This window comes from Demequina pilifera (assembly GCF_048814985.1).
Taxonomy (GTDB): Bacteria; Actinomycetota; Actinomycetes; order Actinomycetales; family Demequinaceae; genus Demequina.
This window is the reverse complement of sequence record NZ_JBMDTW010000001.1, coordinates 259,773-286,563: the sequence shown is the minus strand read 5'-3', so window position 1 is coordinate 286,563 and position 26,791 is coordinate 259,773. Positions and strand designations below refer to the sequence as shown.

The window sequence follows — 26,791 nt, the reverse complement described above, 5'->3', positions numbered from 1 at the left end:
GTCCGCATGGGCGAGGGCCGCGTGCTGCGACGTCTCGGCAGGATCGTCACCCTGACGAACGCCATGGAGGACTCCTACCAGGAGTTGTCGGACGACGAGCTGAGGGCGCTCACTGACGAGTTCCGCACCCGGTACGAGGGAGGCGAGAGCCTCGACTCGATCATGCCCGAGGCGTTCGCGGCGGTCCGCGAGGCCTCGCGCCGCACGCTCGGCCTGCGCCACTTCGACGTGCAGATCATGGGCGGCGGCGCCCTGCACTTCGGCGACATCGCTGAGATGAAGACCGGTGAGGGCAAGACCCTCGTCGCCACGCTCCCGGCCTACCTCAACGCCCTCACTGGCGACGGCGTGCACATCGTCACCGTGAACGACTACCTGGCGAGCTACCAGTCGGAGCTCATGGGTCGGGTGTTCCGGTTCCTCGGCATGGAGACCGGCTGCATCATGTCTGGCATGTCGCCGCAGGAGCGCAAGGAGCAGTACGCGGCGGACATCACGTACGGCACCAACAACGAGTTCGGCTTCGATCACCTGCGCGACAACATGGCCCTCGACCCGGGTCAGCTGGTGCACCGCGGCTATCACTACGCGATCGTCGATGAGGTCGACTCGATCCTCATCGATGAGGCGCGCACGCCGCTGATCATCTCCGGGCCCTCGCAGGGCGACAACCTGAAGTGGTACACGGAGTTCACGCGCATCGCGAAGTCGCTGGTGATCGACGAGGACTACGAGGTCGAAGAGAAGAAGAAGGCCGTCGGCATGCTCGAGCCGGGCATCGACAAGGTCGAGAAGGCGCTGGGCATCGAGAACCTCTACGACCCCGCGAACACCCCGCTGATCGGCTTCCTCAACAACGCCGTGAAGGCCAAGGAGCTGTTCCGCCGCGACCGCGACTACGTCGTGCAGAACGGCGAGGTCGACATCGTCGACGAGCACACGGGCCGACTGCTGCGGGGCCGTCGCTACTCCGAGGGCCTGCACCAGGCCATCGAGGCGAAGGAGGGCGTCGAGGTCAAGGCGGAGAACCAGACGTACGCGTCGATCACGCTGCAGAACTACTTCCGCCAGTACGACAAGCTCGCCGGCATGACCGGTACGGCCCAGACCGAGGCCTCCGAGCTCAACGCGACGTACGGCATGGGCGTGGTGCCGATCCCCACCAACATGCCGATGATCCGCGAGGACAAGGCGGACCTGCTGTACAAGACCGAGCAGGCGAAGTTCGATGCCGTGATCGAGGACATCCTCGAGCGCCACGAGAAGGGCCAGCCGGTGCTGGTCGGCACGGTGTCCGTCGAGAAGTCGGAGCGCCTGAGCGCGGAGCTGCGCAAGCACGGCATCCAGCACGAGGTGCTGAACGCCAAGCAGCACGAGCGCGAGGCGGCTGTGGTCGCCGAGGCCGGCCGCAAGGGCGCCGTCACCGTCGCCACCAACATGGCGGGCCGCGGCACCGACATCATGCTGGGCGGCAACCCGGAGTTCCGGGCGGTCCAGGAGATGACCCAGCGCGGCCTCGACCCGCAGGAGCAGCCCGAGGAGTACGAGCGGGTGTGGGACGGCGTGTTCGAGCAGGCGCAGGGCGCCGTCGCGACCGAGCACGAGCAGGTTCTCGCCGCCGGCGGACTGTACGTGCTCGGCACCGAGCGCCACGAGTCCAGGCGCATCGACAACCAGCTGCGCGGCCGCTCCGGGCGCCAGGGCGACCCGGGCGAGTCCAGGTTCTACCTGTCGCTCGAGGACGACCTCATGCGGATGTTCCAGTCGGGACTCGCCGCGACGATGATGAACTCCTCGGCGCTGCCTGACGACATGCCGATCGAGTCCAAGGTGCTGACGCGCGGCGTGCGCTCGGCCCAGGCGCAGCTCGAGGGCCGCAACGCCGAGATTCGCAAGAACATCCTCAAGTACGACGACGTCATGAGCTCGCAGCGCAGCGTCATCTACGCGGAGCGCCGCCGGGTGCTCGACGGCGAGAACTTCCGCGACCAGGTGATGGCCTTTATCGAGGACGTGGTGAGCGCGTACGTCCGCTCCGCGACGCTCGTGGGCAGCCCCGACGACTGGGACCTCGAGGCCCTGTGGAAGGATCTGCGCACCGTCTACCCCGTGTCGGTGACGGCGGAGGAGCTCACGGACGAGGCTGGCGGGACCGCGCTGCTCACGACCGCGTTCCTCCAGCGCGAGCTCGTCGCCGATGCCAAGGTGCAGTACGAAGCCGTCGAGGAGCGCCTGGGCGCCGACCTCACGCGCACGGTCGAGCGCCAGGTCGTCATGCAGGTGCTGGACGCCAAGTGGCGCGAGCACCTGTACGAGATGGACTACCTCAAGGAGGGCATCGGGCTGCGCTCGATGGGCCAGCGCGACCCGCTCACCGAGTACCAGCGCGAGGGCTACCAGCTGTTCGAGGCCATGACCGACTCGATCAAGGAGCAGTCGCTGCAGGTGCTGTACCGGGTCGAGAAGCGCCAGAAGGAGCCCGCCGCGGGAGAGGTCACCAGCGACTCGGCAGCGGCGACCGCCGCGGCGGCGCCGAGCGCAGCGCAGGCGGCCGCCGGCGCCCAGGCGGCAGGCAGCCAGACCGGCCAGCCCCGCGCGGGCAGCAGGTCGGCGACCCCCGGCGCGATGATGCAGTCCAACATGGGCGCGCTGACGTACTCGGGTCCGTCGGACGACGGCTCCGGCGCGGTGAAGAAGTCGGAGCCGAAGGCGGCCGGAAAGCCCTCCGACGACGGCGCCACGTTCCCGGGCACCCCCAAGAACGCTCAGTGCCCGTGCGGGTCAGGCAAAAAGTACAAGATGTGCCACGGGAAGAACGAGGACTGAGCCTCACCCCACGTGCATCTCGGTGACGAGCCACCGGCCCGTCACGTCCTCCAGGCGCATGGCGATCGCGCGGCAGTGCTCTCCGTCGTCCACGACGACGGAGACCTCCGCGGCGTCGCGCGACACTCGGAAGACGCGGGCGCGCCGCACCCCGACGGCGGTGCCGCCCGACAGCCCCGCTCGCCGCGCGAGAGAGCGCTGGCGGGCGAGCTGTCCGAACACTCCAGGTTCTATCCAGCGCGCGTAGGGGTCGAGAGCCGCCCCGCCCAGCAGCGCCTCCATCGCGGCCTTCGCGACGGTGCAAGCGAGAGGCGTCGGGTCCCCGAGCACCTTCCGGGAGCGTCGGCGCGCACGCAGTGGGGCAGGAGGGTCCGCCTCCGTCGCCGGGAGTCCGTTCACGGGGCTCGAGTGGCCCGCGGCGGTCATCGCGTCCACCGCTCGGGAAGCACGAGCTCCTGACCCGGATGGATCAGCGCGGGGTCGTCGCCGATGGTCTCGCGGTTCGCGTCGAACAGGTCGGGCCACGCCGCCGCTGTCTTGGCGTCGTCTTGCGACGATTCTCCGTCACCGAGCCCACCTTCGAGAGCGTCGGCGGCGATCGTCCATAGCGAGTCGCCGGCCATGACCGTGTAGGTGGTCTCGTCGCCGGCGTCCTGCTCGTCGCCGGCCGCGCCCTCGCCAGCGGTATGGGTGGGGTGCGCCGCGGCGGACCGCGTGGGCTCGTCGCGAGGGGGTGCGGGGGTGTGTGCGGGCCGTTGCGGTTCGGGCGCGGGCAGGATGGGTGCCAGGAGCGGCCGAGTGATCGCCTCGCCGGGCGCAATCGGCTGGGGCACCCAGCCCGCGTCGGAGCTGTCCGGGGCCGCCGTCGCCGGCACCGCGAGGGCCGTGGCCAGGGCGCCGCTCGCGGCGACGCTCACGATGCGGCGCCACGTCGCCGGCATCAGTCGCATCGCCGCAGACCTGGCGCGGGACCCACGGGGCGTGGCGAACACCAGCAGCGACGCGAGGCTCAAGTACGCGGCCGCCGCGGTCCCTCCCGCTCCCGCGGCGACGGTGAGCAGGTCCGCCATGGTCACGGTCGAGAGCGCGACCGTCGGCGCGCCTTCGATGTCATGTGCAAGGAGGAGACCGGCCTCCCAGGTGACGTGCGCGAAAGCGAGCGCGAGGGGCGGCATGGCGAGGACGGTCGACCAGGCTGCCGCCCGCCGCGCCGCTCTGGCCGTGCGCTCTCCCCGTGGCTGGGTGCTGGTCGCGTCCCGAACGATCGGCATCTTCATCTCCTTAGAAGTCATTTGATGCTTTTTGATAACGCTAGGTATACAACGGTGCCGTTCGCTCGTCCAGTCGAGAGTGGCTCTGGCTGTGGACGGCGTCCACGCCGTAGCGTGTGCTCATGCGGTGGGAAGCGCTGTTCAGCGACCTGGAGGGGCAGCTCGGCTCGGCACGGGACGAGCAGTGGCGGACGGAGGTGTCGGAGCGCACGCGCGGAGAGCGCGCGGCGATCGACCTGCCGTCGCGCATCGCCGCTGCGCGGGGATCCTCGCTGGCCTTGGAGCTCGCGGACGGCGAGAGCGTCACTGGAGTCGTGGAGGACACGGCGCGCGGTTGGCTGCTGGTCGTCGATGCCACGGCGCGCGAGCACTTGGTGCCGATGCATGCGGTGGCCGTCGTGAGGGGGCTCACCGGCTCCGCCCATCACATCACGGAGGTGGAGCGACGCCTGGGGCTGTCGCACGCGCTGCGCGCCCTCAGCCGGGACCGCGCGCGGGTGCGGGTGCGTACCACTGGGGGCGAGGTGCACGGCGTGATCGCGGCCGTGCTGGCGGACCACATGGACGTGGCGACCGACGTCGCTGACAGGCGGCGCGTGTCGGTGCCGTTCGCAGCGATCCTCGAGGTGGTGTCGGCCTAGCGGTGTCGGCCTAGCGGTGTCGGGGGCTCAGCGGAGTCTTGTCACGATTCCGCGGAGGAGCGGGACTGCCCCGCCTTGTCGCGGGCCGCCGCATACTGGCGTTCGATGTACGCCTCCAACTCGCTCGCCTCGATGCGCCAGATCCCGCGCCCGCCCACCTGGATGGCCGGCAGATCGCCCGATCGCACCAGCGCGTAGGCCTGCTGCGAGGACACGTTGAGGATCTCCTGGACGTCCTCGATCTTCAGGAATCGCGGGCTCATGCCGACATTCTGGCACGCCGGAGGACCGCGCCAGCGCTTGTCCACAGGGCCTTGTGGGATGCCGCCGTTCGCGGCAGGCTAGCCCCGTAGCCGTGTACCAGGGGGGAAGCATGGACGCACAGGCACCGGTCGCGGGGCGACTGCGCCGCCCGGGCTGGAAGGACCCGCGCCTGCTGATCGGCCTGCTGCTGATGGCGGTGTCGATCGTGGGAGTCGCCGGGATCGTCGAGGCCGCGGATCGCACCATGGCGCACTACGTCGCCCGCGAGACCCTGACGCCCGGGACCGTGCTCGATGCCGACGACCTGGCCATCGCCCGGGTGCGGGTCGGCACCGGCGCCTACATCGCCGCCGAGGGGGCCTCGGACGATGAGCCCTGGGGCCGGGTCGTCACCAGGGTCGTCGAGCAGGGGGAGCTGGTGCCGGCCGCCGCGCTCGCGGACCCGGACGCCTTCGACGGGCGACCCGTGGCGGTCGTCACCACGTCGCCGGTGGCTGCTGACGTGCGATCCGGATCCATGGTGGACGTATGGGTCACCGCGCCGGATGGCACCGGCAGGCCCGACAGCACCCTCGTGGGCGAGGGTCTCGTGGTCGCGGACGTGGCGACCGACGACGGCGCCTTCGCCGCGGGACGCAGCGAGACGGTCTATGTGGTGGTGCCTCGAGATGCCCTCGGCGACTTCCTCGAGGCGCTCGCGACGGACGGGGACGTGTCTGTCGTCGGCATCGCCGGGGGGCGGTGATGGCGGCGCCCGGCGTGATCATCGCCGTGGCGGGGCCGGTCGAGGCGCGCGTCGCGCAGGCGATCGACGGCGCGCCGGGTCTGCGGGTCGTGCGTCGATGCGCGGATCTGGCGGAGGCCACGGCCGCGGCCGACGCAGGGGTGGGCACGTTGGTGGTGGTCTCGGACCAGCCGCACCTCACGCGTTCGGTGCTGGCGGACCTGGCGCGGATCGGGGTCGCCGTCCTGGGCGTGCCCACGACGCCGGAGGCCGCGGAGCAGCTCGGTCTGATCGGCATCCGCGAGGTCGTGGCTCCCAGCGCCGGGGACGCCGCGATCGCGGCGGCAGCGCAGCGCGCGCTGACGGGACTGGGCACCCGAGGATCCGCCGCGCCCGCACCGCGGGGAGCGGGCCAACCCGGGTCCGAGCCGGCTCACCACGGGAGGGTGATCGCGGTGTGGGGGCCGACGGGCGCGCCGGGACGGACCACGATCGCCGCCAATCTTGCCGGTGAGGTGGCGCTCGCCGGAGCCGAGACCCTCCTCATGGATGCCGATACCTACGGCGGGGCCGTCGCTCAGGCGTGTGGGCTCATGGACGAGGCGCCGGGACTCGCCGCCGTGGCGAGGGCCGCCCAGCACGGGGCACTCGACGCCGGGCTGATCGACCGATATGCGCTCGAGGTGGCGCCGCGGCTGCGCGTGCTCACGGGGATCACGCGGCCCGAGCGGTGGACTGAGCTCCCCGCGGCAGCGCTCGACGAGGTGTGGAGGGCCGCCCGCTCGACCGCCGCGGTGACCGTGGTCGACTGCGGCTTCGGTCTCGAGACCGACGAGGACCTCGTGTACGACACTCGCGCACCGCAGCGCAATGGCGCGACGCTCAGTGCCCTCGGCGCCGCCCACACGGTGGTGGCCGTCGGCACGGCTGAGCCCCTGGGCATCCAGCGCCTGGTGCACGGCCTCGCCGCCCTGCGCGAGAGGGTCGGTGGCGAGCCGGTCGTGGTGGTCAACAGGGTCCGGGCCGAGGTCGCGGGAGTGCGACCCGAAGAGGCGGTGGCGGACGCGCTGCTGCGCTTCGCACAGGTGCCGCACACGTGGACCGTGCCGTGGGACCCGCGAGCGTGTGATGCGGCGGCCCTGTCCGGCCAGCTGCTCGCCGAGCGCACACCCCGCTCGCGGGCCAGGCGCGCGATCGCCGCGCTCGCCGCACGCCTGCACGAGCCGGCCGATGCGGTCGACGCGCCGCGGCCTCCGCGCGCGGTGGCCGCGGGAGTGGGAGACTGAGCACATGCGCGTCTACGTGCCCATCACCGTCGATCTCCTGGGTCAGTGCCTGTCCGGCACGTGGGAGCCGCGCACCGGCTACGCGCTCACGCCTACGGTGCTCGACATCGCCGCGTCCGACGACGACGAACTCCTCGCCGAGCAGGTGCGCGACGCCGCCGCGGCCGATGCGGTGCTCGAGCTCGGCGCCTCCCGTCGCGCCGTCGTGGTGGTCGACTATCCGCGGGCCGACGTCGAGCAGGTCGTGGGGGAGCACCCCGCCGCCGTCATGCTGACGGGACGCGTGCGGGCGGATGCCGTCGCGTGCGCCTTCGTCGACGAGCCCGAGGCCGAGGTGGACGGCCAGGCGGCGGCGCAGGGGGATCGCGATGCTCTCGAACGGCTCGAGGAGCGCGACCTGCTCTGGTACGACGTGAGCGAGATCAGCGAGCTCACCGCGCCCTGAGCGGCCTCAGGCGTGCAGCCTGCTCAGCACCTCTGCGTGGAGCAGCCCGTTCGTGGCCAGCGCGTCGCCGCCGAACGGGCCCGGTTCGCCGTCCAACGACGTGAATCGCCCGCCCGCCTCCGTCACGATCGGCACCAGCGCCGCCATGTCGTAGAGCTCCAGTTCGGGCTCCATCGCCGCATCCACGACGCCCTCGGCGACCATCATGTAGCTCCAGAAGTCGCCGTAGGCACGCGTGCGCCAGACGTCGCCGGCGAGACCCAGGAACGCGGGCAGCAGCCCCCGCTCCTCCCAGCCCGACAGCGACGAATAGGACAGGCTCGCATCGGCGAGGCCGTCCACCTGCGAGACGCCGATGCGCTCGGCGCCTTCCAGATCCGTCCCCCGCCAGGCGCCGTCCCCGGCGGCGGCGAACCACCGGCGTCCGAGCGCGGGTGCGCTCACCACGCCCATGACCGGCACGCCGTCGTCCAGGAGGGCGATGAGCGTCGCCCACACGGGCACCCCGCGCACGAAGTTCTTGGTGCCGTCGATGGGGTCGACCACCCACTGCCGCGCGCCGCCCGAGGTGGGCGCGTACTCCTCGCCCACGAACGCATCGGCCGGTCGTTCGCTCGCGACGCGAGCGCGGATGATCCGCTCCGCCTCGCGGTCGAACGCGGTCACGGGGGAGTCGTCCGCCTTGAGCTCGACCTCGAGGCGGCCGGTCGACGCGGGGAGGGTGAGCGAGTCGACCTCGTCGGCGATGGCCATCGCAAGAGTGAGGTCGGCGGCGTAGGGTCCGGCGGGCTGCATGCGACCAGGCTAGTCGGACGGACGCGGCGCGAGTGCCGACCAGCGGTGCGGCGCAGTCACGACGGCGCGCTCACCACGCGTCGGCCTCCGCGCGCGAGGCGAGCAGGCGCCGGATCGACACGACGCGCGCGCGCTGATCGGGGGTGGACGCCCATTCGTCGAGAGCGCAGCCGGCCTCGGCGGACTCGTGCGTGCAGCCGCGGGGGCAGCCCTGGGCGGCCGCCTCGGCCACGTCGGGGAACGCGGCGATGAAGTGATCGGGATTGACGTGGGCAAGGCCGAACGACCGAATCCCGGGGGTGTCGATGATCCGACCGCCGCCCGGCAGGTCGAACGCGATGGCGGAGGTCGACGTGTGCCGACCGCGGCCCGTGACGTCGTTGACGATGCCGGTGGTGCGATGCGCCTCGGGCACGATCGCATTCACGAGCGTGGACTTGCCGACCCCTGAGTAGCCCACGAGCACCGTGGAGCGGCCCCCGAGTCGGTCGCGGAGCTCGTCGAGGCCGGTGAAGGTGCGCTCCTCGCCCTCCGTGCGCATCGTCGTGGTGAGCAGCGCGACGCCCAGGGGGTCGTAGGAGGCCCGCAGCGCATCGGCCGACGCCAGGTCGCCCTTGGTGAGGACGAGCAGCGCGTCCATCCCCGCGTCGAAGGCCGCCACCAGGCAGCGGTCGATCATGCGCGGATTCGGCTCGGGATCCGCGAGCGAGGTGACGATGGCCAGCTGCTCCGCGTTGGCGACCACCACGCGCTCGGTGGGGTCCGTGTCGTCGGCGGTGCGGCGCAGCTCGGTGGCGCGGGGCTGGCGGCGCACGATCCGCGCCAGCGACCCGTCGCGGCCGCTGGTGTCGCCCACTACGCCCACGCGGTCGCCCACGACCAGCCCGCGCCGGCCCAGTTCGCGCGCCTTCACCGCGGTGAGCGCGACGCCGTCGTCCATGTGGACCGCGAGGCGGCCGCGGTCGACGCCGATGACCGTGCCAGGGACCGCGTCGAGGTGAGCCGGACGGTTCTTCGATCGTGGCCGGGAGCCGCGCCTGCCCGGCCGCACGCGCGCATCGGACTCGTCGTACTCGCGCCTCACGGACGCAGCATCGCCTTCCACATGGCGGGGAACTCGGGCATGGTCTTCGCGGTCGTGCCCACGTTCAGCACCTTGGTGCCGTCCACGGCGAGTCCCACGATCGCGCCGAACGTCGCCATCCGGTGGTCCTCGTAGGACTCGATGACCGCGGGGCGCAGGCCGTCCGCGGGAAGCCCTGAGAAGGCGAGCCAGTCGTCTCCGGCCTCGCATTCGCCGCCGAGCCGCGCGACCTCGTCCTGGATCGCCGCCAGGCGGTCCGTCTCATGGCCGCGAAGGTGGCCGATGCCGGTGAGGCGGGACGGCCCCTCGGCGAGAGCGCACAGGGCCGCGATGGTCGGCGTGATCTCCCCGGCGGGGGACAGGTCGGCCTCGACGCCGCGGATCTCTCCGGTGCCGCGCACCGTCATGACGCCGTCCTCGAGAGCGCAGGAGCCGCCCATGCGCGCGAGCAGCTCGGGGTACAGCGCGCCGGGCTGGGTGGTGGTGTCGGGCCACCCAGGAATCCGCACCTCGCCGCCGGCGACCAGAGCGGCCGCCATGAACGGGCCGGCGTTGGACAGGTCGGGTTCGACTCGCACGTCGCGCAGCCTCACCGGTCCCGGATGCACGACCCACGTGGTCGCATCGGGCTGGTCGACCTGCACGCCCGCCTCTCGCAGCGTGTCGCACGTCATGTCGATGTGCGGAAGGCTCGGCAGCCGCGCTCCCACGTGGCGGATCGTGAGTCCGCGGGGGAGGCGAGGCGCGACGAGCAGGAGTGCCGTCACGAACTGGGACGAGGTCGAGGCGTCGACCTCGACCTCCCCGGCGACCGCATCGGGCGGTGTGACGGTGCACGGCAGCGTGCCCCGGTCGCCGTCGTCGACGTGGGCGCCGAGAGCGCGCAGCGCGTCGAACAGCGGCCCCATGGGCCGCACCCGCGCCGCATCGTCGCCGTCGAAGACCACGGGGCCGTCGGCCAGCAGCACCATCGGCGGCACGAATCGCATGACGGTGCCCGCGAGTCCGCAGAAGATGTGGGTGTCGCCGCGCAGGGGCGCCGGGGTGACCGTCCACTCGTCACCCGAGTCGTCGACTGTCACCCCCAGCTGACGCAGCGCCTCGATCATCAGCGCGCTGTCGCGCGAGCGCAGCCCGCCGCGGATGCGCACAGGGGTCACCGCCAATGCGGCAAGCACCAGATATCTCGCCGTCAGCGACTTCGACCCGGGGACCTCGACGGTGGCGTCGAGTGGGGCCGGGGCGGCGGGAGCAGCCCAGGCCTCCCCTGGGCCGGTGCCGACCGGGAGGACCTCGCCGACGCTCACTTCTTCTTGGCTTTGACCGCTGCCGCGCTGATCGCGCTCTTCTTCGCCTTGATCTTGGACTTCGCCGCCTCGGCCTTGGCCTCATTGACCTTCGCAGCCTTGGCCTTCTTGGCCTTGGCCTTCTTGACCTTGCGCGGGCTCTTGCCCACGGTCGCGGCGAGCAGGGTGCCGCCGAGCAGCGAGACGTTCTTCAGGAACAGCTCGAGCTGCTCCTCCTTGCGCTGCTCGTCGGTCTCGAGCCAGAACGGGCGGCCGACAGCGACCGTGGCTGCGGTGAGGCCCGCCAGCACGAGGCCGGCCGTGCGGGGCGTGCGGGACAACGCGAGCACCGACGCGGCGGCGATGGTCGCCATGCCGTGGTACTTGACCAGATCGGTGGTCTTCACGTCGTCGAGACCGACCTCCTTGAGGGCGGGTTCGAGCACGGGTGCGGAGCGTTCGGCTCTGCGCTGGGGCTCGAGGACGGATTGAACGCCGCCGTAGACGAACCACGTGGCGAGCAGGGGCCTGGCTAGCACTCGGAACATGATCCCTACGCTACCAATGTTCGCCCCGAACGCGCAGGGGGGAGATCGGGGAATGGACCTCGGCGCCTCCGTGTTCTGCCCTGCATGGCCTCCACCCTGCTTCGCGAACCCGTCGCTGCTTCCGGCAGCGTCCATGCTGGAGTAGGCTCGCCCGTCATGAGCAAGACCGCGCTAGATTTCGAAACCGAGGCGCTGTCGTACATGGATCAGTTGTACGCGGCTGCCCTGCGCATGACGCGCCACGGTGCCGATGCCGAGGACCTCGTCCAGGAGACGTATGCCAAGGCCTTCGCCGCGCAGGACAAGTTCACGCCGGGGACGAACCTCAAGGCCTGGCTGTACCGCATCCAGACGAACGCCTTCATCAACACGTACCGCAAGAAGCAGCGTCAGCCCAAGCTGTCCGACGCCGAGCAGGTCGAGGACTGGCAGATTGCCGCAGCCGCCGAGCACACGAGCTCGGGCCTGGCCTCTGCGGAGACCGAGGCGCTCGACGAGATCGGTGACATCGAGGTGAAGCGGGCCCTCGCCGAACTGTCGGAGGACTTCCGGATGGCGGTCTACCTCTCGGACGTCGAGGGGTTCGCCTACAAGGAGATCGCGGAGATCATGGACACCCCGGTGGGCACGGTGATGTCCCGCCTGCACCGGGGTCGCAAGCTGCTTCGCGAGAAGCTGAAAGAGTACGCGGCCGAGCGCGGCATCTACGACAAACGCGCGGCGCCTAAAGAGGACAGTGGGGAGGTGTGCCATGCCCGGAAGGGAGTGTGAGGAGGCGCTCGACCGCCTGTTCGAATACATCGACGAAGAACTCTCTGATGATGAGCTCCGCCGCATCGGCGCCCATCTGAAGACGTGCCCGCCATGTGAGGCGGAGCACAAGATCAAAGAGAAGATCAAGAACTTGACGGCGCGCAGCGGGGGCGACACGGCCCCCGAGGAGCTGCGCGAGCGCATCCTCGCGTCGATCCGCTCCACGCGAGCCTGACGCCCGACCGGGCCGGGCACCGCGTGTCCGGACACGACAAAGGCCGCACCGGGACTTCCCGATGCGGCCTCGTGTCAGGTGGGATCACTCAGGCGTTGGGACGCTTGCCGTGATTGGCTCCGCCCTTGGCGCGCGCCTTGCGCTTGCGGCCTCGCTTGCTCATCGGGATCCCCCTTTCTTTTCGGGACTGAAGAAAATCGACTATCTATCTTCCCACACCACGCTTCCGTACGGTGCATCGGGGACCTAGCCTCTCTCAAGACATCACCGACCTGTGCCGATGGAGTAGCCGTGAGCGACCAGCCTGTATCCGTCATCCCGTTCCTGCACGCCTTGGCGTCCACCGGCGGCTCGGATCTGCACGTCAAGGTCGGATCCGCGCCCCGCGTCCGGGTGGACGGCCGGCTCCGCAAGCTGCAGGTGCCGCCGCTCACGCCCGCGGACACACGCAACATGGTCGCGCAGGTCCTTCCCGAGGATCTGGTCGCGCAGTTCCGCGACACGCATGAGGCGGACTTCGCGTTCTCCCTGTCAGGGGTGGGCCGATTCCGCGTCAACGCGTATGTGGCGCGCGGCACGGACTGCCTGGTGTTCCGGCGCGTCGCCGTCGGCGCCACGCCGTTCGAGGACCTGGGCCTGCCGAACGTGATCGCGGACCTGGCTCTCGAGCCGCGTGGACTCGTGCTGGTGACGGGCCCCACCGGATCGGGAAAGACGACCACGCTGGCGTCGATGATCGACCTCATCAACACCTATCGCGAGGTCAACATCATCACCATCGAGGACCCCATCGAGGTCCTCCACAGCGACAAGAAGGCGATCATCTCGCAGCGGGAGATCCGCTCGGACACCCTCGACTTCACCGCCGCGCTGCGCGGTGCGATGCGTCAGGACCCCGACGTCATCATGGTGGGCGAGATGCGCGACATCGAGACGGTACGCGCCGCGCTGTCCGCCGCGGAGACCGGCCACCTGGTGCTCGCGACCCTGCACACGGTCGACGCTCAGGACACGATCAACCGCATCATCGACTTCTTCACTCCCCACGAGCAGAGCCAGGTGCGCGCCACGCTGGCGCAGACCCTGCGCGGCATCGTGTCGCAGCGACTGGTGCGCAAGGGGGACGGCAGCGGCCGCACCCTGGCCGCGGAGATCATGGTCAACCACGGCCGGATCGCGGAGGCGATCGTGGAGCCGGCCAGCCAGCCGCCCATCACCGACCTCATCGCCGAGGGCGAGTACTACAAGATGCAGACCTTCGATCAGCACCTGTTCGAGCTGGTGCGGGACCGCGTGGTGTCGCTCGACGACGCCGTGGCGATCGCGACGCGTCCGCACGACCTGCAGGTGAGCCTCAGAAACGCCGGCGTGATCGCCTGACCCCGCACCCCTGTCCGGCACTGGTTGACCCCTCTGGGCCGCATCGGCCTCCTGTCCGGCAGGCGCCGACAATGAGTGCCGGACAGCGCGACAGGAACCGCCACAGGCGTCAATGAGTGCCGGACAGGTGAGGTCAGGCGGAGGGGGACTGTGAGGGGATTCCCAGCCAGTCGTGCCACGTCGAGTGCAGCACGAGCCACGCCATGAGGCCGTAGCCGGCCTGCAACGGCAGCTCTCCACCGCTCATGGCCATGTCGGTGGCCCACTGATCGTGACGGGCGAGGGGCCCGTACATGTCGATGTAGGGCACATCGCGGCGGGCGGCGGATTCCTCGCACAGGGCCGAGTACTCTGCGACGGAACGACGGTCCTCGGCCGCGATCGGCGGGGGACCGGCGATCATGGTGCGGAAGCCGAGCGCCGACGCGCGGTCCAGCGTGTTGGCGAGGTGCAGTCGCGTCATCGTGGGCGACACCCCGCGCGCGAGGTCGTGGCGGCCGATCGCGAACAGCACGAAGTTGGTGGCACCCGCGACGCCGTCGGGACCGACGCGCCGCAGCGCCTCCTCATCCCATCGGCTCGTGAGCTCGCCCGTGGTCTCGCCCGGCACCGCGAGCGTGTGAAAGCGCAGCTCCGGGGCCAGCGGCAGCGTGCGTGCGGCGACTCGCCCAGCCCATCCCAGCGCCTTCGGGTCCCCGTGGCCGGCAACGAGTTCGTCGCCGACGAAGAACACGTTGGTCATCGCGTGAATGCCCTGTTCACGAGGTCGCCCTGCTCCTCCTGGTGACGCGAGCTGAGGCCGGAGGCGGGGGAGGCCGCCGCGGCGCGAGTCACGCCCTTCACGGTGCGCCCGATCAACGGCGGAAGGGTCATCGACAGGTAGCTCCACGCCCCTTGGTTGCGCGGCTCCTCCTGGACCCACACGAGCTTGGCGTCGCCGTAGGGCGCGATGGCCTCCTCGATGCCCTCCTGATCAAGCGGGTACAGCTGCTCGAGCCGGACGATCGCGGTCGACGTGTCGCCCGTCTTCTCACGCTTCGCGGCGAGGTCGTAGTAGACCTTGCCCGAGCACAGCAGCACGCGGTCGACGCCCTCGGGGTCGATGGTGTCTCCGATGACCGGCCGGAAGGTACCGGTGCTGAAGTCCTCCACCGGCGACTGCGCGGCACGCAGGCGCAGCATCGACTTGGGCGTCATCACGATGAGCGGACGCCGGGGCCGGTCGTAGGCCTGGCGTCGCAGCAGGTGGAAGTAGCTCGCGGGCGTCGACGGCACCGCGGTGATCATGTTGTTCTCCGCGCACAGCTGCAGGAACCGCTCGAGGCGGGCCGAGGAGTGGTCGGGGCCCTGGCCCTCGAAGCCGTGCGGCAGCAGCAGCACCACGGACGAGGACTGGCCCCACTTCTGCTCGGCCGAGGAGATGAACTCGTCGATGATCGTCTGGGCGCCGTTGACGAAGTCGCCGAACTGGGCCTCCCAGAGGGTGAGGGCATCGGGGCGCTCGACGGAGTACCCGTACTCGAAGCCCACGATCGCGTACTCGCTGAGCGAGGAATCGTAGATGTGCAGCTTGGCCTGGCTCGAGCTCAGGTACTGCAGCGGCGCCCACTCGGCGCCGGTCGCGCGGTCGTGGAAGACCGCGTGGCGCTGCACGAACGTGCCGCGCCGCGAGTCCTGGCCGGACAGGCGCACCGGCACGCCCTCCTGGAGCAGCGCGCCGAAGGCGAGCAGCTCTCCGTACCCCCAGTCGATGCCGCCCTCGCGCGTCATCACCTCGCGGCGCTCGAGCAGCTTGGCAAGCTTGGGGTGGACGGAGAAGCCCTGCGGCGGGCGCATGTGGGCGGCGCCGATCCGCTCGATCTGAGCCTTCGTCGCGGCCGTCTGCCAGCCCACCATGACGCCCGCATCGGACGACTGGGAGGACGGCAGCTCGAGCCCCGAGATCGACTCGCTGTCCGTGCCCTTGAAGCCCTCGCGCGTCTCGATGAACACCCTCTCGAGCTGAGAGAGATAGTCCTGCGAGACGGACTCGGCCTCGTCGGTCGTGATGTCCCCGCGGCGGATCAGGGCCTCGGTGTACAGGTGGCGCACCGAGCGCTTGGCCTCGATGAGGTCGTACATGCGCGGCTGGGTCATCGACGGGTCGTCGCCCTCGTTGTGACCGCGGCGGCGGTAGCAGACCATGTCGATGATGACGTCGCGGCCGAAGGCCTCCCGGTATTCGAAGGCGAGCCGCGCCGCGCGCACGCACGCCTCCGGGTCGTCGCCGTTGACGTGGAAGATCGGGATCTGGAAGCCCTTGGCGATGTCGGTGCAGTAGCGCGTCGAGCGCGAGTCGCCGGGACCGGTGGTGAAGCCCACCTGGTTGTTGATGATGACGTGGACGGTGCCCCCGGTGGTGAAGCCGCGCAGGCCCGCCATGTTCAGGGTCTCCATCACCACGCCCTGGCCGGAGAACGCCGCGTCGCCGTGCACGAGCACGGGCAGCACGGGATAGCCGTCGGTGGCGGGGTCGGCGCCCAGCTGGTCGAGCTTGGCGCGGACGATCCCCTCGAGGACCGGGTTGACGGCCTCGAGGTGAGAGGGGTTCGCCGCGAGGTAGACGTTGGTGGTCTCGCCCGTCTCGGCCGTGAAGACGCCCTCGGTGCCGAGGTGGTACTTCACGTCGCCGGAGCCCTGCACCGAGCCGGGGATGGCGGTGCCGTCGAACTCGCTGAAGATCTGCGAGTAGGACTTCCCCGCGAGGTTGGCGAGCACGTTCAGGCGCCCGCGGTGCGCCATCCCGATGCACACCTCCTGGATGCCGGACACGGCGGCGGAGGACATCATCGCGTCGAGGAGCGGGATCAGCGACTCGCCGCCCTCGAGAGAGAACCGCTTCTGACCGACGTACTTGGTCTGCAGGAAGGCCTCGAACGCCTCTGCCGCGTTGAGGCGACGGAGGATCCGCAGGTGCTCCTCGCGGGTGGGCTTGGTGTAGCCCTTCTCGAGCCGCTCCTGGAGCCACGCGCGCTGCGCACGGTCCGCGATGTGCATGTACTCCACACCCACGGTGCGGCAGTAGGCGTCGCGCAGGCGGCCCAGCACCTCGCGCATCTTCCAGCGGTTCTTGCCGCCGAACCCGCCGGTGGCGTAGTGGCGGTCGAGGTCCCACAGCGTGAGCCCGTGGGTCTGCACGTCGAGGTCGGGGTGCTTGCGCAGGCGAGTGCTCAGCGGGTCCACGTCCGCCATGAGGTGGCCGCGCGAGCGATAGGAGTGGATGAGCTCGGCGATGCGGGCGGGCTTCGCGGCCTCGGCATCGTCGTTCGTCGCGGAGTCCTGGACCCAGCGCACGGGCTCGTACGGGACGCGCAGCGCCACGAACACCCGGTCCCAGAACCCGTCGAGCCCCAGTAGCTTCCGGTGCACGAGCGACAGGAAGTCGCCGGACTGTGCGCCCTGGATCACGCGGTGGTCGTAGGTGGACGTCAGCGTCAGCACCTTCGAGACGCCGAGTCGCGCGACGGTCTCCTCGGAGGCGCCCTGGTACTCGGCGGGGTAGTCCATCGCTCCCACGCCGATGATCGCGCCCTGGCCCTGCATGAGCCGCGGCACGGAGTGGACGGTGCCGATCGTGCCGGGGTTGGTCAGCGTGATGGTGGTGCCTTGGAAGTCGTCCGCCTGCAGCGCGCCGGTGCGCGCCTTGCGCACGATGGCCTCGTACGCCGACCAGAACTTCGCGAAGTCCATGCTGTCGACGCCCTTGACGTTCGGCACGAGCAGCTGGCGTACGCCGTCACCCTTGTCGAGGTCGATCGCGAGGCCGAAGTTGATGTGCTCGGGGGTGCGCATCGCGGGCTTGCCGTCGTCCTCGGCGAACGAGACGTTCATGGCCGGCTGCTCGGCGAGCGCTTCGATGATCGCGTATCCGATGAGGTGAGTAAAGCTCACCTTGCCGCCGCGCGTGCGCGCCAGGTGGTTGTTGATCACGACCCGGTTGTCCATCAGCAGCTTCGCGGGAATGGTGCGCACCGAGGTCGCGGTGGGGACCTCGAGGCTCGCCTCCATGTTCGACACCACGCGCGCCGCGGGGCCGCGCAGGCGTTCGAGCCCATGCTTGACGTCCTTGGCCGCGAGCATCTTGTGGTCGTGGCGCTGCAGATACGCCGCAGTGGGCGCCTCCGCGGTCGCTATCGGCTGGGTCGCGACCTGCTCGACGTCGGCGTGCGCCTGGGGCTCGGGCGGGGATGCGGCCGATGCGGGTGCGGGCTTCTCGTCCTTGGCGGCGGGTGCCTTCTTGCCTTCGGGCTGCGCCGCCTGGGCGGGCGCGGACGCGCCCGGCTCGTCCTCGTTGCCTCCGGGAGACGGTGCGGGCCGTTCGGCGCGAGCCTGCGGCTGCGCCGCCGGCTCGTCTCCCGGGCTCGCGGTCCCGGCGTCCGATGCGGTCGATCGCGCGGAATCCGCGTGCGTCGCGGAGGCGGCGGAGGGCGGATCAGCCGCGGGGGACCCGGCTGTCGCGTCTCCGGCGGCGGGGCCGGAGACGCCGTTGCCGTTGCCGAGGATGAGCGAGGCGACCGAGGGGGCGCCTGCATCTCGGGTGACTGACGTGCGGTCAGTCTCGGTCGCGCTGGTGTCGGTGGACACGTCGGGGGCCGCTCACTTTCTTGGCGCGAATGCGTCTGAAGAGGACGTCTGTGTTCTTCAATACTCCAGCCTAGACGCTCAAGCGGGGTGGACCGTTCCCGCTCCTTGGACAAATCGTTATGTGATGTCCTTGCGGAACGTGGTGAGCCAGCCGATCACCGCGGCGATCACGGCGTACCCCAGCAGCACGAGCAGTCCGGCCCACGGTGCCAGCAGTTCGCTGGCGCCGGTGGCGGAGTAGAACGACGTTCCGACGAGCGCCTCGCCCGCCGCCCCGGGCAGGTAGGCCGCGACGCCGCTGAGCGATTCCACGAACCCCAGCGCGATGCGCAGGATCGGCTCGACGAACTGGGTCCAACCCAGCACCGCGACGATCACGACCACCTGGTTGGTGAGAGCGGTGCCGAACCCGACGCCCACCAGCGCCCACGCCGCGATGGCCACGACGCCGAGTCCGATCGCCTCCCAGACCGCCGGCTCGTCGAGCAGCAGGGGCTCGCCCGCGATCGCGAACGCGCCCACTCCGACGGCCACGCCGGAGGCCATCGACACGAGCCCGTACAGCAGCGCGAAGGGAAGGATCGCGATGAACTTCGAGGCGATGACGCGAAGCCTGTTCGGGTCGAGCAGCAGCGTGGCGTCGATGGTGCGGTGACGGAACTCGGAGGTGACGGCCAGCGCGCCGAGCACGAGCGGGAACACGTAGCCCAGCGACACTCCCATCGTGTAGATGGTGATGGCGACGCTCTGCTGGTCGGGCGCGGGGCCGTCCGCGCCCTCCATCCCGAACGTCATGGCGAAGGCCAGCGATCCGGCGAAGGTGGCCACCGTGACCGCCATGATGAGGAGCAGGATCCACCACAGCCGGGTGGACCGGAGCTTGCGGATCTCGGAGACGATCGCGGCGCTCATGCGGCCACCTCCGTCTGGGTGAGCCGCAGGAACACGTCCTCGAGGCTCTCCCCGGTCTCCTCGAGGCCGTGGACCTCCAGGCCGTCGGCGAACGCCGCGGCGCCCACCTGTGCGGCGCTCGAGCCCAGCACGCGGATCTGTCCGTCGCGCTCGACCGTCGCGCTGTCAGGGAAACGGCTCCGCGCGAAGTCGGCGAGCGCATCGGCCCTCGGGCTCCTGAGCACCACTCCGGGCGCGGCGAGCGCCCGGAGGCCGTCGAGCGAGGATTGATGGCGCAGCGCGCCGCCGGCGATGATCACCACATCGTCGACCGTCTGCTCCACCTCGCTGAGCAGGTGCGAGCTCAGCAGCACCGTCCCACCCGAATCAGCGAAGGAGCGCAGGAAGGATCGCAGCCACTTGATGCCCGCGGGATCCAGGCCGTTGGCGGACTCGTCGAGCACCAGCACGCTGGGACGGCCCAGCAGCGCGGTCGCCAGGCCCAACCGCTGGCGCATGCCCAACGAATACCCGCCCACGCGGCGGTCGGCGGCGTCCGACATGCCGACGGCGGCGAGCGCCTCGTGGCAGCGGGCGTCGTCCGCCTCCACGAGCGGAGCGTACGTGCGCAGGTGCTGCAGGCCGGTCCGGCCGGGGTGGAACGCGCCCTCGAAGTGCGCGCCCACGATGGTGCCGGGCCGGTGCTGAGCGGCGTAGACCTCGCCGCCGATTCGCGCGGCGCCGGAGGTGGCGGACACGAGGCCGACGAGGATCCGCAGCGTGGTCGACTTGCCGGCCCCGTTCGGGCCGAGGAACCCGGTCACGCGGCCGGGTTTCGCGACGAAGCTCAGGTCATCGACGGCGGTCACCCCGCCGTAGCGCTTGGTCAGCGATTCGACCTCGATGGTCCGCGATTGCATGGGTCCTCCGGTTCACTTCGACAGCCCGATGCTAGCGGCCTCACGGCCGCGGCGCGGGCGAATCGAGGCGCGTAAAATGGCATGTTCCCCGGCAAAGGTGACCAACCAGACACCGACGGGGGTGGCCATCGTCGTTACCGTTTGGTTACAATCAAGCCCAGGCCGACGCACAGACGTCGGCCGCTCTGTTCGATTCCGATGGCAACGGGAGGCTCCTGTGAGCACTGGCGCGCGTGCGTCTGCGCCCCAAGCGCTGCGCAGTTCCCGACGGGAACGGCGCATCCTGCAGACCCAGGAGATCCAGATTCGCCAGACCCACCGCCGGCGCAAGCTCCTGACCCGCAGCGGCGTGCTGGCGGGGTTCGTGCTCGCGATGGTCGTGTATCCCGTCATGGGCACGCTGACGCCCTACGCGGGAGCAGTGGAGTCCGTCCCGGGCGTGGTCGCGGGGGAGAACCCGTCCACCGCTCGCGCGCTGCTGGGTGGCGGCCCTCAGCTGGTCGAGTCCGAGCTTCCCCTGCCTGCGGCGGACGCCTCGGCCGTCCTCGCCACCGCTTTCGAGCTCGAGGTCAGCCAGCACCTTCCTGGCTGCGACCCGCTCGACGGCTGGGAGGGATACAACGGCCGTCTCACCGCCGAGTCGCTGTGCGACGTCGGCCAGGGAGAGCAGCTGCGCAACGACGCCGCGGTGGCCTTCGCGGAACTGAACAACCGGTTCTCCCAGGAGTTCGGGCGCGACATCTGCCTGTCCGACGGCTACCGCACCCTGTCGAGCCAGTACGCGACCAAGCGCTCGCGCGGCTTCCTCGCCGCGACCCCCGGCACCTCCGTCCACGGATGGGGCCTCGCGATCGACCTGTGCAGCGCCGATGCTCGCGGCGCCCCCAAGGCGTGGCTCGAGGAGAACGGCGCGCTGTGGGGCTGGGTCAATCCCAGCTGGGCCAAGTCCAGCAAGTGGGAGCCGTGGCACTTCGAGTACGAGCCGGGCACCGACGAGCTCGGCGTGTACGAGTCGGCCTACTGGTCGAACTCCGACGCCTACCGCTCCTCCGACTGACCGCCGCGCACTGATCGCCGCTGTGCGCGCATCCGTCGTGTCGCCGCCCCCTCGCGGTTCGGGTGTAGCAGTCTGAGCGTGACGGGACGGCCCCGACCGGGGCCGCGGCCGTGCTCGCCGACGCCCCCACCACCCGTGCGGGGCGAGGCGCGACATGAGGAGGCGACGTGCGCATCGGCATCCCCCAGGAGACCAAGAACCGCGAGACGCGCGTGGCGCTCACGCCGGATGGCGCCCGGGCGCTCGCGGAGGCCGGTCACGACGTGCGCGTCGAGAGCGGAGCGGGAGCGGCCGCGTTCCTCCCGGACCGCGAGTACGAGGCCGCAGGCGCCCGCATCGTGTCCACGACCGACGCATGGGACGCGGACCTGGTGCTGAAGGTCAAGGAGCCGCTCGAGCACGAGTACGGGCTGTTGCGGGACAACGTGCTGTTCACGTTCCTTCACTTGGCTGCCAACGGTCCCCTCGCCGCCGCACTGGTCGCGGCCCGCACGACCGCCTTCTCCTACGACACCGTGCAGCTCGACGACGGCTCCCTGCCGCTGCTCACACCGATGAGCGCGGTCGCCGGCCGGCTCGCGACCCTCGAGGGTGGCCACCATCTGCTGAGCCCGCAGGGCGGCCGCGGCGTGCTGATCGCCGGCGCACCTGGAGTCCCCGGTGCGAGGGTCGTGGTGATCGGCGGCGGTGTCGCCGGGTCCCACGCCCTCGCCCAGGCGGTGGGCATGGGCGCCGATGCGGTGGTGATCGACCTCGACCAGGGGCGCCTGGAGGCCCTGGCCGAGGCGCACGGCGACGCAGTGCGCACCGTGGTGTCCACGCCGGAGGCGATCGAGCGCGAGGCGCTCGAGGCCGACCTCGTGATCGGCGCGGTGCTCGTGCCTGGGCACCGCGCGCCCACCGTGCTCAGCCGCGAGGCGGTGATGCGCATGCGCCCGGGGGCGGTGCTGGTGGACATCGCGATCGACCAGGGCGGCTGCTTCGAGGTGTCGCGGCCCACCACGCACGACGAACCGGTCTTCTCGGTGGGCGACGTCCAGGTGTACTGCGTGACGAACATGCCGGGGGCGGTCGGGGCGACGTCGACTGCGGCGCTGACCCACGCGACGCTGCCATATGTGCGGGCACTCGCCGGCGGCTGGGAGAGCGCAGTGAAGGCCGATCCCGCTCTGGCCCGCGGGCTCAATACCGATGCAGGAACCGTGCGATACCCCGCAGTGGCGACGGCATTTCCCGATCTTCCGGCGGGTCCTCCGGCGGCCCCCGTTCCGGACGGGCGGTGACGACCGGGTAGTCCCGCAGCGCCTTCTCCGCCGCGCGGCGGCCGATGTCGACCAGCCCCGGCAGGTCCCGCGGAACCCACTGGGACCGCTCGCCCACCACCGGTCGGATGAGTGTGACGTCCGGCCGTATGACCCACTCGTGGACCGCGAGCTCCGAGCCGCCGAGCGCCTCCCACTCCGGCGCCAGTCGGACGCCGATCACGTGGTCCGCGCCCATCTCGAACGCCGCCTCGATGGGCAGGTTCTGCGCCACCCCGCCGTCGATCAGCATGCGGCCGTCGATCCGCACGGGCCGGAAGATCCCCGGCACCGCGATCGACGCCGCGAGAGCCTCGGCGACCGAACCCTGCCGGAGCAGCACGGCCTCACGCGTCTCGGCGTCGGTGGCGACCGCCCCGAAGGTCAGCGGCAGCTCGTCGATCGCCGCATCCCCGGCGACGTCGCGCACTGTCTGGCGGAGCGCATCGGCCGTGAGCAGTCCCCATCCCGGGCGGGGCGTGAAGGTGCCGAAGGTGCCCCACGAGGAGTGGACCACGTGTTCCTCGAGCTCGTACGGATCCAGGCCCACCGCATACGCCGCGCCGACGATGGCTCCCGCCGAAGTCCCGGCCACGATGCTGGGCGCGATGCCCCGTTCACGGAGCACCTGCAGGACCCCCACATGGGCGGCGCCGAGCGCTCCGCCGCCGCCGAGTGCGAGCCCGAGGCGCGGCACGCTCCTGAGGTCGTCGACGGGCTCCATGGCGCCATCGTAGGCTTGCCCGATGCCTGCCGCGCCTGACGACCGTCCCCGCACCTGGGTCCCCTTGGTGGCTGCCGGCGCGGTCGGCGCCGTGGTGGTCGGGGGAGCGATCGCCGCGTTCGCCCTGGGCGGCGGGCCCGGAGAGACCGAGGCCGCCGTGATCGCCGCGTGCGAGGCCGAGTACGGGAGCGTGGACGGCGCGGCCGTGGTGGCGGGGGAGGTCTACGACCCCACGCAGTGGCGCGACCACTATGCCGTCGTCGAGGCCAACGCCGATGACGTCACGCCCCTGCCCGAGGTGGCGGAGGACGTCGTCGAGCAGTGGGAGGCGAGTGCCGACGCGTTTCGCGAGGACGGCGCGGGTGCGTGGATCATCGTCTGGCGGCTCGACGACGATTCGCACGCGCAGTGCACGGTGCCGGTGGCCGCCGGCACCGTCGACGCCGCGCGGGCCGCGGTCGGCCCGCTCTCACCGCTGCCGTCGGGCGCGCGCGGATAGGGAAGCCCGCGGGGGGAAGTTGCGTTGTCCGCCATAGCCGCTACGTTCGGACATGGATGACCATCTGAGACCCAAGGAGACGCATGGAGCAGCGCAAGCTCGGAGACCGCACGGTGGGCGCGATCGGCCTGGGCGGCATGCCCATGTCGATCGAGGGCCGGCCAGACGAGGCGCGCGCCATCGCGACCATTCACGCGGCCCTGGACGCCGGCGTGACGCTGATCGATACGGCGGATGCGTACCACCTCAATCCCGGCGAGGCCGGACACAACGAGGCGCTCATCGCGCGCGCCCTGCTCACCTACTCGGGAGCGGCCGACAAGTCGGACGTGCTCGTCGCCACCAAGTCCGGGTCGCTGCGTCCCGGCGACGGCACCTGGCACCAGAACGGCGACCCTGAGTACTTGAAGGCCGCGGCCAAGGCCTCCGCCCAGCGTCTGGGCGTCGAGGCGATCGGCCTGCACCAGTTCCACCGCCCCGATCCGCGCGTGCCCTTCGCCGACTCCGTGGGGGCGTTCGCGGAGCTGCTGGACGAGGGCGTGGTGCGCATGGTGGGGATCTCGAACGCGGACCCCGCGCAGATTCGCGAGGCGCACGAGGTCCTCGGCGGCCGGCTCACCAGTGTCCAGAACCAGTTCTCGCCGCGGTTCGTGTCCAGCTACCCGGAGCTCGAGCTGTGCGCCGAGCTGGGCATCGCCTTCCTGCCGTGGAGCCCGCTGGGCGGCATCGGCCGCGCCGGCGACGTGGGCACGGAGCACGCCCCCTTCCAGGAGGTCGCCGATGCGCGGGGCATCTCCCCGCAGCAGGCGGTGCTGGCGTGGGAGCTCGCGCTCTCCGACGTCGTGATCCCCATCCCGGGGGCGTCGCGGCCGAGTTCGATTCTCGACTCCGCCGGTGCGGCGGAGATCGAACTGACCGAGGACGAGATGGCCGCCCTCGCGGTCGTCCTCGGTGACTGAGCCCGACGAGGTCTGGAGGACATCATGGGTCGCAGCATCGCAGTCAGGGTCGGAGAGACGGTCGGCATCGGCCTGATCGGCGACGGCGTCATCGGCCTTCTGCAGCCGGAGCAGCACATCGCCCGCTGGGAGTCTGGGCCGTCCTGGTGGCAGCGGGCGCTGAAGCCGTTCGTGGGCGACGCGCGCAACACCCGCACGTTCGCGGCCGCCGAGGTCGTCGCGGGCGTCGCGCTCGTGTGGCTGCTGCCGCCCGGTCGCGACAAGTAGCCGCCCGTCACCGCCCGCCGCCGGCCCCGCAGCTCACGCGTCAGCGGCGAGCATGACCGCGAGCGCGAGCATCACGAGCGCGATGACGCCGTCGAGAACGCGCCACGCGCCAGGCTTCGCGAGCCAGCGGCCGAGCAGCCGTGCCCCGTAGCCCAGAGCGGTGAACCACACCAGCGAGCCCGCGATCGCGCCGGCTCCGAACAGCCACCTGGCGTCCCCGTGGGATGACGCGATGGTGCCGAGCAGCAGCACGGTGTCCAGATACACGTGCGGGTTGAGCCAGGTCAGCGCGAGGCACGTGAGCACGGCGGCGCGGGCCGATGCGGTGGCCGGGCTGGGCGTTCGCGTGCGGGTCGCTGCGGGGGAGCCCGGGGCCGATGCGGCGAGCGAGGGTGATTCCGGGCCCTCCGCCCCGTCGGCATTGAGGGCCGTGGCCCGGGGCCGCCACGCCCGCCGCGCGGCCACGAGGGCGTATCCGAGCAGGAACAGCGCGCCGCCCCACCTGATCGCGGTCACCAGCGACGGCACGGACGACAGCGCGGCGCCGATCCCGGCGACGCCGGCCGCGATGAGGACCGCGTCGGAGATCGCGCAGATCGCCACGACCAGCCCCACATGCTCCTTGCGCAGGCCTTGGCGCAGCACGAACACGTTCTGCGCGCCGATGGCGATGATGAGCGACAGGCCCAAGGCCATGCCGGAGAGGAAGGTCACGAGTGACACGGTAGGTGGGCTTGTGAAGAAGCACCACTAAGTATCAATGATCGAGTATTAGCATGGCTGATATGAGGGTGCCTGCCGACCTGGCCGCGACGCTGGCCGCCGCTGTCGAGGAGGGGTCGCTGGAGGGCGCGGCGCGCGTCCTTCACGTCACCCAGCCCGCGGTGACCCAGCGCATTCAGGCCCTCGAACGCACCGTCGGCCAGGTGCTGCTGGTGAGATCGCGACCGGTGCGCGCCACCGCAGCCGGCATGGCGGTGATCCGCTTCGCACGTCAGATCGAGGACCTTGACCGGGAGGTGCGGGTCGCACTCGACATAGAATCGGGTCAACGCGCGACCATCGCGATAGCGATCAATGGCGACTCCCTCGCCACGTGGTTTCTCGGCCCCCTCGCCTCCCTCGCGGAGGAGCTGTCCGTGAGCTTCCACCTCCACCGCGCCGACGAGGAGCGCACCGCCGATCTCCTCACCGACGGCACAGTCGCCGCGGCCGTCACCACGCGCCCCGACCCCGTGCCCGGATGCACGGTGACTCGCCTGGGCGAGATGCGGTACGCGGCCTACGCCTCTCGCGACTTCGCGACCCGATGGTTCCCGGACGGAGCGTCCGCAATGGCCCTCGAGGGGGCACCCGTCGTCGACGTGGACGCCGACGACGCACTTCAGACGAGGTACCTGGTGGCCAAGGGCGCCGATCCCGCGGCCCCGCCCCGGCACCGCATCCCCGGGTCCGTGGAGATGATCCGGGCCATCGAACTCGGGATGGGATGGGGGGTGCTGCCGCCCGAGCTGGCGGCCCGGAGCGATGCGCTGGTGGAGCTGGGCGGACCGGCCGTCACGGTGCCACTGCACTGGCAGCAGTGGCGGGTGAGTTCCGGCCTGCTGGATCGCGTCGCGGCGGGGATCGCCCAGCGGGCAGGAGCGCTGCTCGCCACCTGATGCCACGGCCCTTCCTCGTGCCCCGGGCAAGGAATCGGCAGGCCAGGCACGCAAGGTGGGGCGGCGAGTCCGCGTCAGCAGCGCCCGACCGCCGCAGGGGAGTGCACGCACGCTCGGGATGCGACGAAGCCGGAGGGACCGACGCCTTCCAGCGCCCCCTCCGGCTTCTGTGTCGCGAGCATGCGACGTGCCCCCGACAGGAGTCGAACCTGCGACCTTCGGTACCGGAAACCGGCGCTCTATCCGCTGAGCTACGGGGGCGTGACGGGCTCGGCCCGCGACGGTCAAGGTTACCAGCACGTGGCACGCGTCCTCTGACTCGCGATGCGGGATGCGCGGCGAGCGCGCGGA

Annotated in this window: 28 protein-coding genes and 1 tRNA gene; 14 read left to right on the top strand and 15 right to left on the bottom strand. The window is 71.0% G+C overall.

The genetic code is table 11. The features are described from left to right. Positions 1-6: 6 nt before the first annotated feature. Positions 7-2,826 carry a preprotein translocase subunit SecA gene (gene secA / locus ACNI14_RS01295; RefSeq protein ID WP_420518421.1) on the top strand — a complete coding sequence of 940 codons (2,820 nt, stop codon included), beginning with the start codon at positions 7-9 and terminating at the stop codon, positions 2,824-2,826. Positions 2,827-2,829: 3 nt separating this feature from the next. On the opposite strand, the gene ACNI14_RS01290 is transcribed toward secA, so the two are convergent. Together ACNI14_RS01290 and ACNI14_RS01285 are read right to left on the bottom strand one after the other, a co-directional pair. Then, entirely contained in the window at positions 2,830-3,252 is a 423-nt protein-coding gene (locus ACNI14_RS01290; RefSeq protein WP_420518120.1) for an Rv3235 family protein, read from the bottom strand. Then, the gene (locus ACNI14_RS01285) at positions 3,249-4,097 is read right to left on the bottom strand and encodes a LysM peptidoglycan-binding domain-containing protein (RefSeq protein WP_420518119.1); all 849 of its coding nucleotides are present in this window, start codon (positions 4,095-4,097) and stop codon (positions 3,249-3,251) included. The genes ACNI14_RS01290 and ACNI14_RS01285 overlap by 4 nt, the downstream gene beginning before the upstream one ends. A gap of 122 nt (positions 4,098-4,219) precedes the next feature. On the opposite strand from ACNI14_RS01285, the gene ACNI14_RS01280 reads away from it, so the two are divergent. Next, on the top strand, positions 4,220-4,738 hold the full coding sequence (locus ACNI14_RS01280) for a hypothetical protein (protein ID WP_420518118.1): 519 nt from the start codon (positions 4,220-4,222) through the stop codon (positions 4,736-4,738). Between the two features lie 41 nt (positions 4,739-4,779). On the opposite strand, the gene ACNI14_RS01275 is transcribed toward ACNI14_RS01280, so the two are convergent. Further along, positions 4,780-5,001 (bottom strand): helix-turn-helix domain-containing protein, encoded by a 222-nt coding sequence (locus tag ACNI14_RS01275; protein WP_420518117.1) that lies wholly within the window; start codon positions 4,999-5,001, stop codon positions 4,780-4,782. Between the two features lie 110 nt (positions 5,002-5,111). Here ACNI14_RS01275 and ACNI14_RS01270 point away from each other — a divergent pair, with 110 nt between their 5' ends. Genes ACNI14_RS01270 through ACNI14_RS01260 form a run of 3 tightly spaced genes read left to right on the top strand, consistent with a single transcriptional unit; the run spans position 5,112 to position 7,457 of the window. Beyond that, positions 5,112-5,747 (top strand): SAF domain-containing protein, encoded by a 636-nt coding sequence (locus ACNI14_RS01270; protein WP_420518116.1) that lies wholly within the window; start codon positions 5,112-5,114, stop codon positions 5,745-5,747. Beyond that, the gene (locus tag ACNI14_RS01265) at positions 5,747-7,012 is read left to right on the top strand and encodes a CpaE/TadZ family protein (protein WP_420518114.1); all 1,266 of its coding nucleotides are present in this window, start codon (positions 5,747-5,749) and stop codon (positions 7,010-7,012) included. The genes ACNI14_RS01270 and ACNI14_RS01265 overlap by 1 nt, the downstream gene beginning before the upstream one ends. A 4-nt stretch (positions 7,013-7,016) precedes the next feature. Continuing rightward, complete coding sequence (locus ACNI14_RS01260) at positions 7,017-7,457, top strand: DUF6912 family protein (RefSeq protein WP_420518113.1); 441 nt, start codon at positions 7,017-7,019, stop codon at positions 7,455-7,457. Positions 7,458-7,463: 6 nt separating this feature from the next. Here ACNI14_RS01260 and ACNI14_RS01255 read toward each other — a convergent pair whose 3' ends face one another. The 4 genes from ACNI14_RS01255 to ACNI14_RS01240 all read right to left on the bottom strand — a co-directional run bounded on the left by ACNI14_RS01255 (position 7,464) and on the right by ACNI14_RS01240 (position 11,170). After that, positions 7,464-8,252, bottom strand: a complete 789-nt coding sequence (locus tag ACNI14_RS01255; protein WP_420518111.1) for an inositol monophosphatase family protein — start codon at positions 8,250-8,252, stop codon at positions 7,464-7,466. A 70-nt stretch (positions 8,253-8,322) separates the two neighbouring features. Beyond that, entirely contained in the window at positions 8,323-9,336 is a 1,014-nt protein-coding gene (gene rsgA / locus ACNI14_RS01250; protein ID WP_420518110.1) for a ribosome small subunit-dependent GTPase A, read from the bottom strand. After that, the gene (gene aroA / locus ACNI14_RS01245) at positions 9,333-10,643 is read right to left on the bottom strand and encodes a 3-phosphoshikimate 1-carboxyvinyltransferase (protein WP_420518109.1); all 1,311 of its coding nucleotides are present in this window, start codon (positions 10,641-10,643) and stop codon (positions 9,333-9,335) included. Before aroA ends, rsgA begins: the two co-directional genes overlap by 4 nt. Beyond that, the gene (locus ACNI14_RS01240) at positions 10,640-11,170 is read right to left on the bottom strand and encodes a hypothetical protein (RefSeq protein ID WP_420518108.1); all 531 of its coding nucleotides are present in this window, start codon (positions 11,168-11,170) and stop codon (positions 10,640-10,642) included. The genes aroA and ACNI14_RS01240 overlap by 4 nt, the downstream gene beginning before the upstream one ends. 84 nt (positions 11,171-11,254) lie before the next feature. On the opposite strand from ACNI14_RS01240, the gene ACNI14_RS01235 reads away from it, so the two are divergent. Both ACNI14_RS01235 and rsrA read left to right on the top strand, forming a co-directional pair. Next, positions 11,255-11,941 (top strand): sigma-70 family RNA polymerase sigma factor, encoded by a 687-nt coding sequence (locus ACNI14_RS01235; protein ID WP_420518107.1) that lies wholly within the window; start codon positions 11,255-11,257, stop codon positions 11,939-11,941. Beyond that, complete coding sequence (rsrA, locus tag ACNI14_RS01230) at positions 11,922-12,158, top strand: mycothiol system anti-sigma-R factor (RefSeq protein ID WP_420518106.1); 237 nt, start codon at positions 11,922-11,924, stop codon at positions 12,156-12,158. The genes ACNI14_RS01235 and rsrA overlap by 20 nt, the downstream gene beginning before the upstream one ends. Before the next feature lie 88 nt (positions 12,159-12,246). Here the strand turns inward: rsrA and ACNI14_RS01225 are convergent, their stop codons facing one another. Continuing rightward, positions 12,247-12,321, bottom strand: coding sequence for a 50S ribosomal protein bL37 (locus ACNI14_RS01225; protein WP_371327667.1), 75 nt, complete (start codon positions 12,319-12,321; stop codon positions 12,247-12,249). A 128-nt stretch (positions 12,322-12,449) separates the two neighbouring features. Here ACNI14_RS01225 and ACNI14_RS01220 point away from each other — a divergent pair, with 128 nt between their 5' ends. After that, positions 12,450-13,538: a type IV pilus twitching motility protein PilT gene (locus ACNI14_RS01220; RefSeq protein ID WP_420518105.1), complete on the top strand. Its 1,089-nt coding sequence runs from the start codon at positions 12,450-12,452 to the stop codon at positions 13,536-13,538. A gap of 133 nt (positions 13,539-13,671) precedes the next feature. Here the strand turns inward: ACNI14_RS01220 and ACNI14_RS01215 are convergent, their stop codons facing one another. The 4 genes from ACNI14_RS01215 to ACNI14_RS01200 form a co-directional block, all read right to left on the bottom strand. Then, positions 13,672-14,280 (bottom strand): GDSL-type esterase/lipase family protein, encoded by a 609-nt coding sequence (locus tag ACNI14_RS01215; protein ID WP_420518104.1) that lies wholly within the window; start codon positions 14,278-14,280, stop codon positions 13,672-13,674. Further along, the gene (locus ACNI14_RS01210; protein WP_420518103.1) at positions 14,277-18,161 is read right to left on the bottom strand and encodes a multifunctional oxoglutarate decarboxylase/oxoglutarate dehydrogenase thiamine pyrophosphate-binding subunit/dihydrolipoyllysine-residue succinyltransferase subunit; all 3,885 of its coding nucleotides are present in this window, start codon (positions 18,159-18,161) and stop codon (positions 14,277-14,279) included. Before ACNI14_RS01210 ends, ACNI14_RS01215 begins: the two co-directional genes overlap by 4 nt. Positions 18,162-18,278: 117 nt before the next feature. Continuing rightward, on the bottom strand, positions 18,279-19,073 hold the full coding sequence (locus ACNI14_RS01205) for an ABC transporter permease (protein ID WP_420518102.1): 795 nt from the start codon (positions 19,071-19,073) through the stop codon (positions 18,279-18,281). Further along, on the bottom strand, positions 19,070-19,972 hold the full coding sequence (locus tag ACNI14_RS01200; RefSeq protein ID WP_420518101.1) for an ATP-binding cassette domain-containing protein: 903 nt from the start codon (positions 19,970-19,972) through the stop codon (positions 19,070-19,072). The genes ACNI14_RS01205 and ACNI14_RS01200 overlap by 4 nt, the downstream gene beginning before the upstream one ends. 217 nt (positions 19,973-20,189) lie before the next feature. Between ACNI14_RS01200 and ACNI14_RS01195 the strand changes: the two genes are divergently transcribed. Both ACNI14_RS01195 and ald read left to right on the top strand, forming a co-directional pair. Continuing rightward, complete coding sequence (locus ACNI14_RS01195; RefSeq protein ID WP_420518100.1) at positions 20,190-21,029, top strand: M15 family metallopeptidase; 840 nt, start codon at positions 20,190-20,192, stop codon at positions 21,027-21,029. 167 nt (positions 21,030-21,196) lie between these two features. Continuing rightward, positions 21,197-22,312, top strand: coding sequence for an alanine dehydrogenase (ald, locus tag ACNI14_RS01190; protein ID WP_420518099.1), 1,116 nt, complete (start codon positions 21,197-21,199; stop codon positions 22,310-22,312). Here ald and ACNI14_RS01185 read toward each other — a convergent pair. Continuing rightward, positions 22,212-23,054: a patatin-like phospholipase family protein gene (locus tag ACNI14_RS01185; protein ID WP_420518098.1), complete on the bottom strand. Its 843-nt coding sequence runs from the start codon at positions 23,052-23,054 to the stop codon at positions 22,212-22,214. The genes ald and ACNI14_RS01185 overlap by 101 nt on opposite strands. 22 nt (positions 23,055-23,076) lie before the next feature. On the opposite strand from ACNI14_RS01185, the gene ACNI14_RS01180 reads away from it, so the two are divergent. The 3 genes from ACNI14_RS01180 to ACNI14_RS01170 all read left to right on the top strand — a co-directional run bounded on the left by ACNI14_RS01180 (position 23,077) and on the right by ACNI14_RS01170 (position 24,779). Beyond that, positions 23,077-23,553: a hypothetical protein gene (locus tag ACNI14_RS01180; protein ID WP_420518097.1), complete on the top strand. Its 477-nt coding sequence runs from the start codon at positions 23,077-23,079 to the stop codon at positions 23,551-23,553. Positions 23,554-23,636: 83 nt separating this feature from the next. Continuing rightward, on the top strand, positions 23,637-24,512 hold the full coding sequence (locus ACNI14_RS01175; protein WP_420518096.1) for an aldo/keto reductase: 876 nt from the start codon (positions 23,637-23,639) through the stop codon (positions 24,510-24,512). Between the two features lie 24 nt (positions 24,513-24,536). Continuing rightward, positions 24,537-24,779 (top strand): hypothetical protein, encoded by a 243-nt coding sequence (locus ACNI14_RS01170; RefSeq protein ID WP_420518095.1) that lies wholly within the window; start codon positions 24,537-24,539, stop codon positions 24,777-24,779. A gap of 33 nt (positions 24,780-24,812) precedes the next feature. Here the strand turns inward: ACNI14_RS01170 and ACNI14_RS01165 are convergent, their stop codons facing one another. Then, a complete protein-coding gene (locus tag ACNI14_RS01165; protein WP_420518420.1) occupies positions 24,813-25,475 on the bottom strand; it encodes a LysE/ArgO family amino acid transporter in 663 nt (220 codons plus the stop codon). An 80-nt stretch (positions 25,476-25,555) separates the two neighbouring features. Between ACNI14_RS01165 and ACNI14_RS01160 the strand changes: the two genes are divergently transcribed. Then, complete coding sequence (locus ACNI14_RS01160) at positions 25,556-26,440, top strand: ArgP/LysG family DNA-binding transcriptional regulator (protein WP_420518094.1); 885 nt, start codon at positions 25,556-25,558, stop codon at positions 26,438-26,440. 188 nt (positions 26,441-26,628) lie between these two features. On the opposite strand, the gene ACNI14_RS01155 is transcribed toward ACNI14_RS01160, so the two are convergent. Further along, a tRNA-Arg gene (locus ACNI14_RS01155) sits at positions 26,629-26,701 on the bottom strand. Between the last annotated feature and the right edge of the window lie 90 nt (positions 26,702-26,791).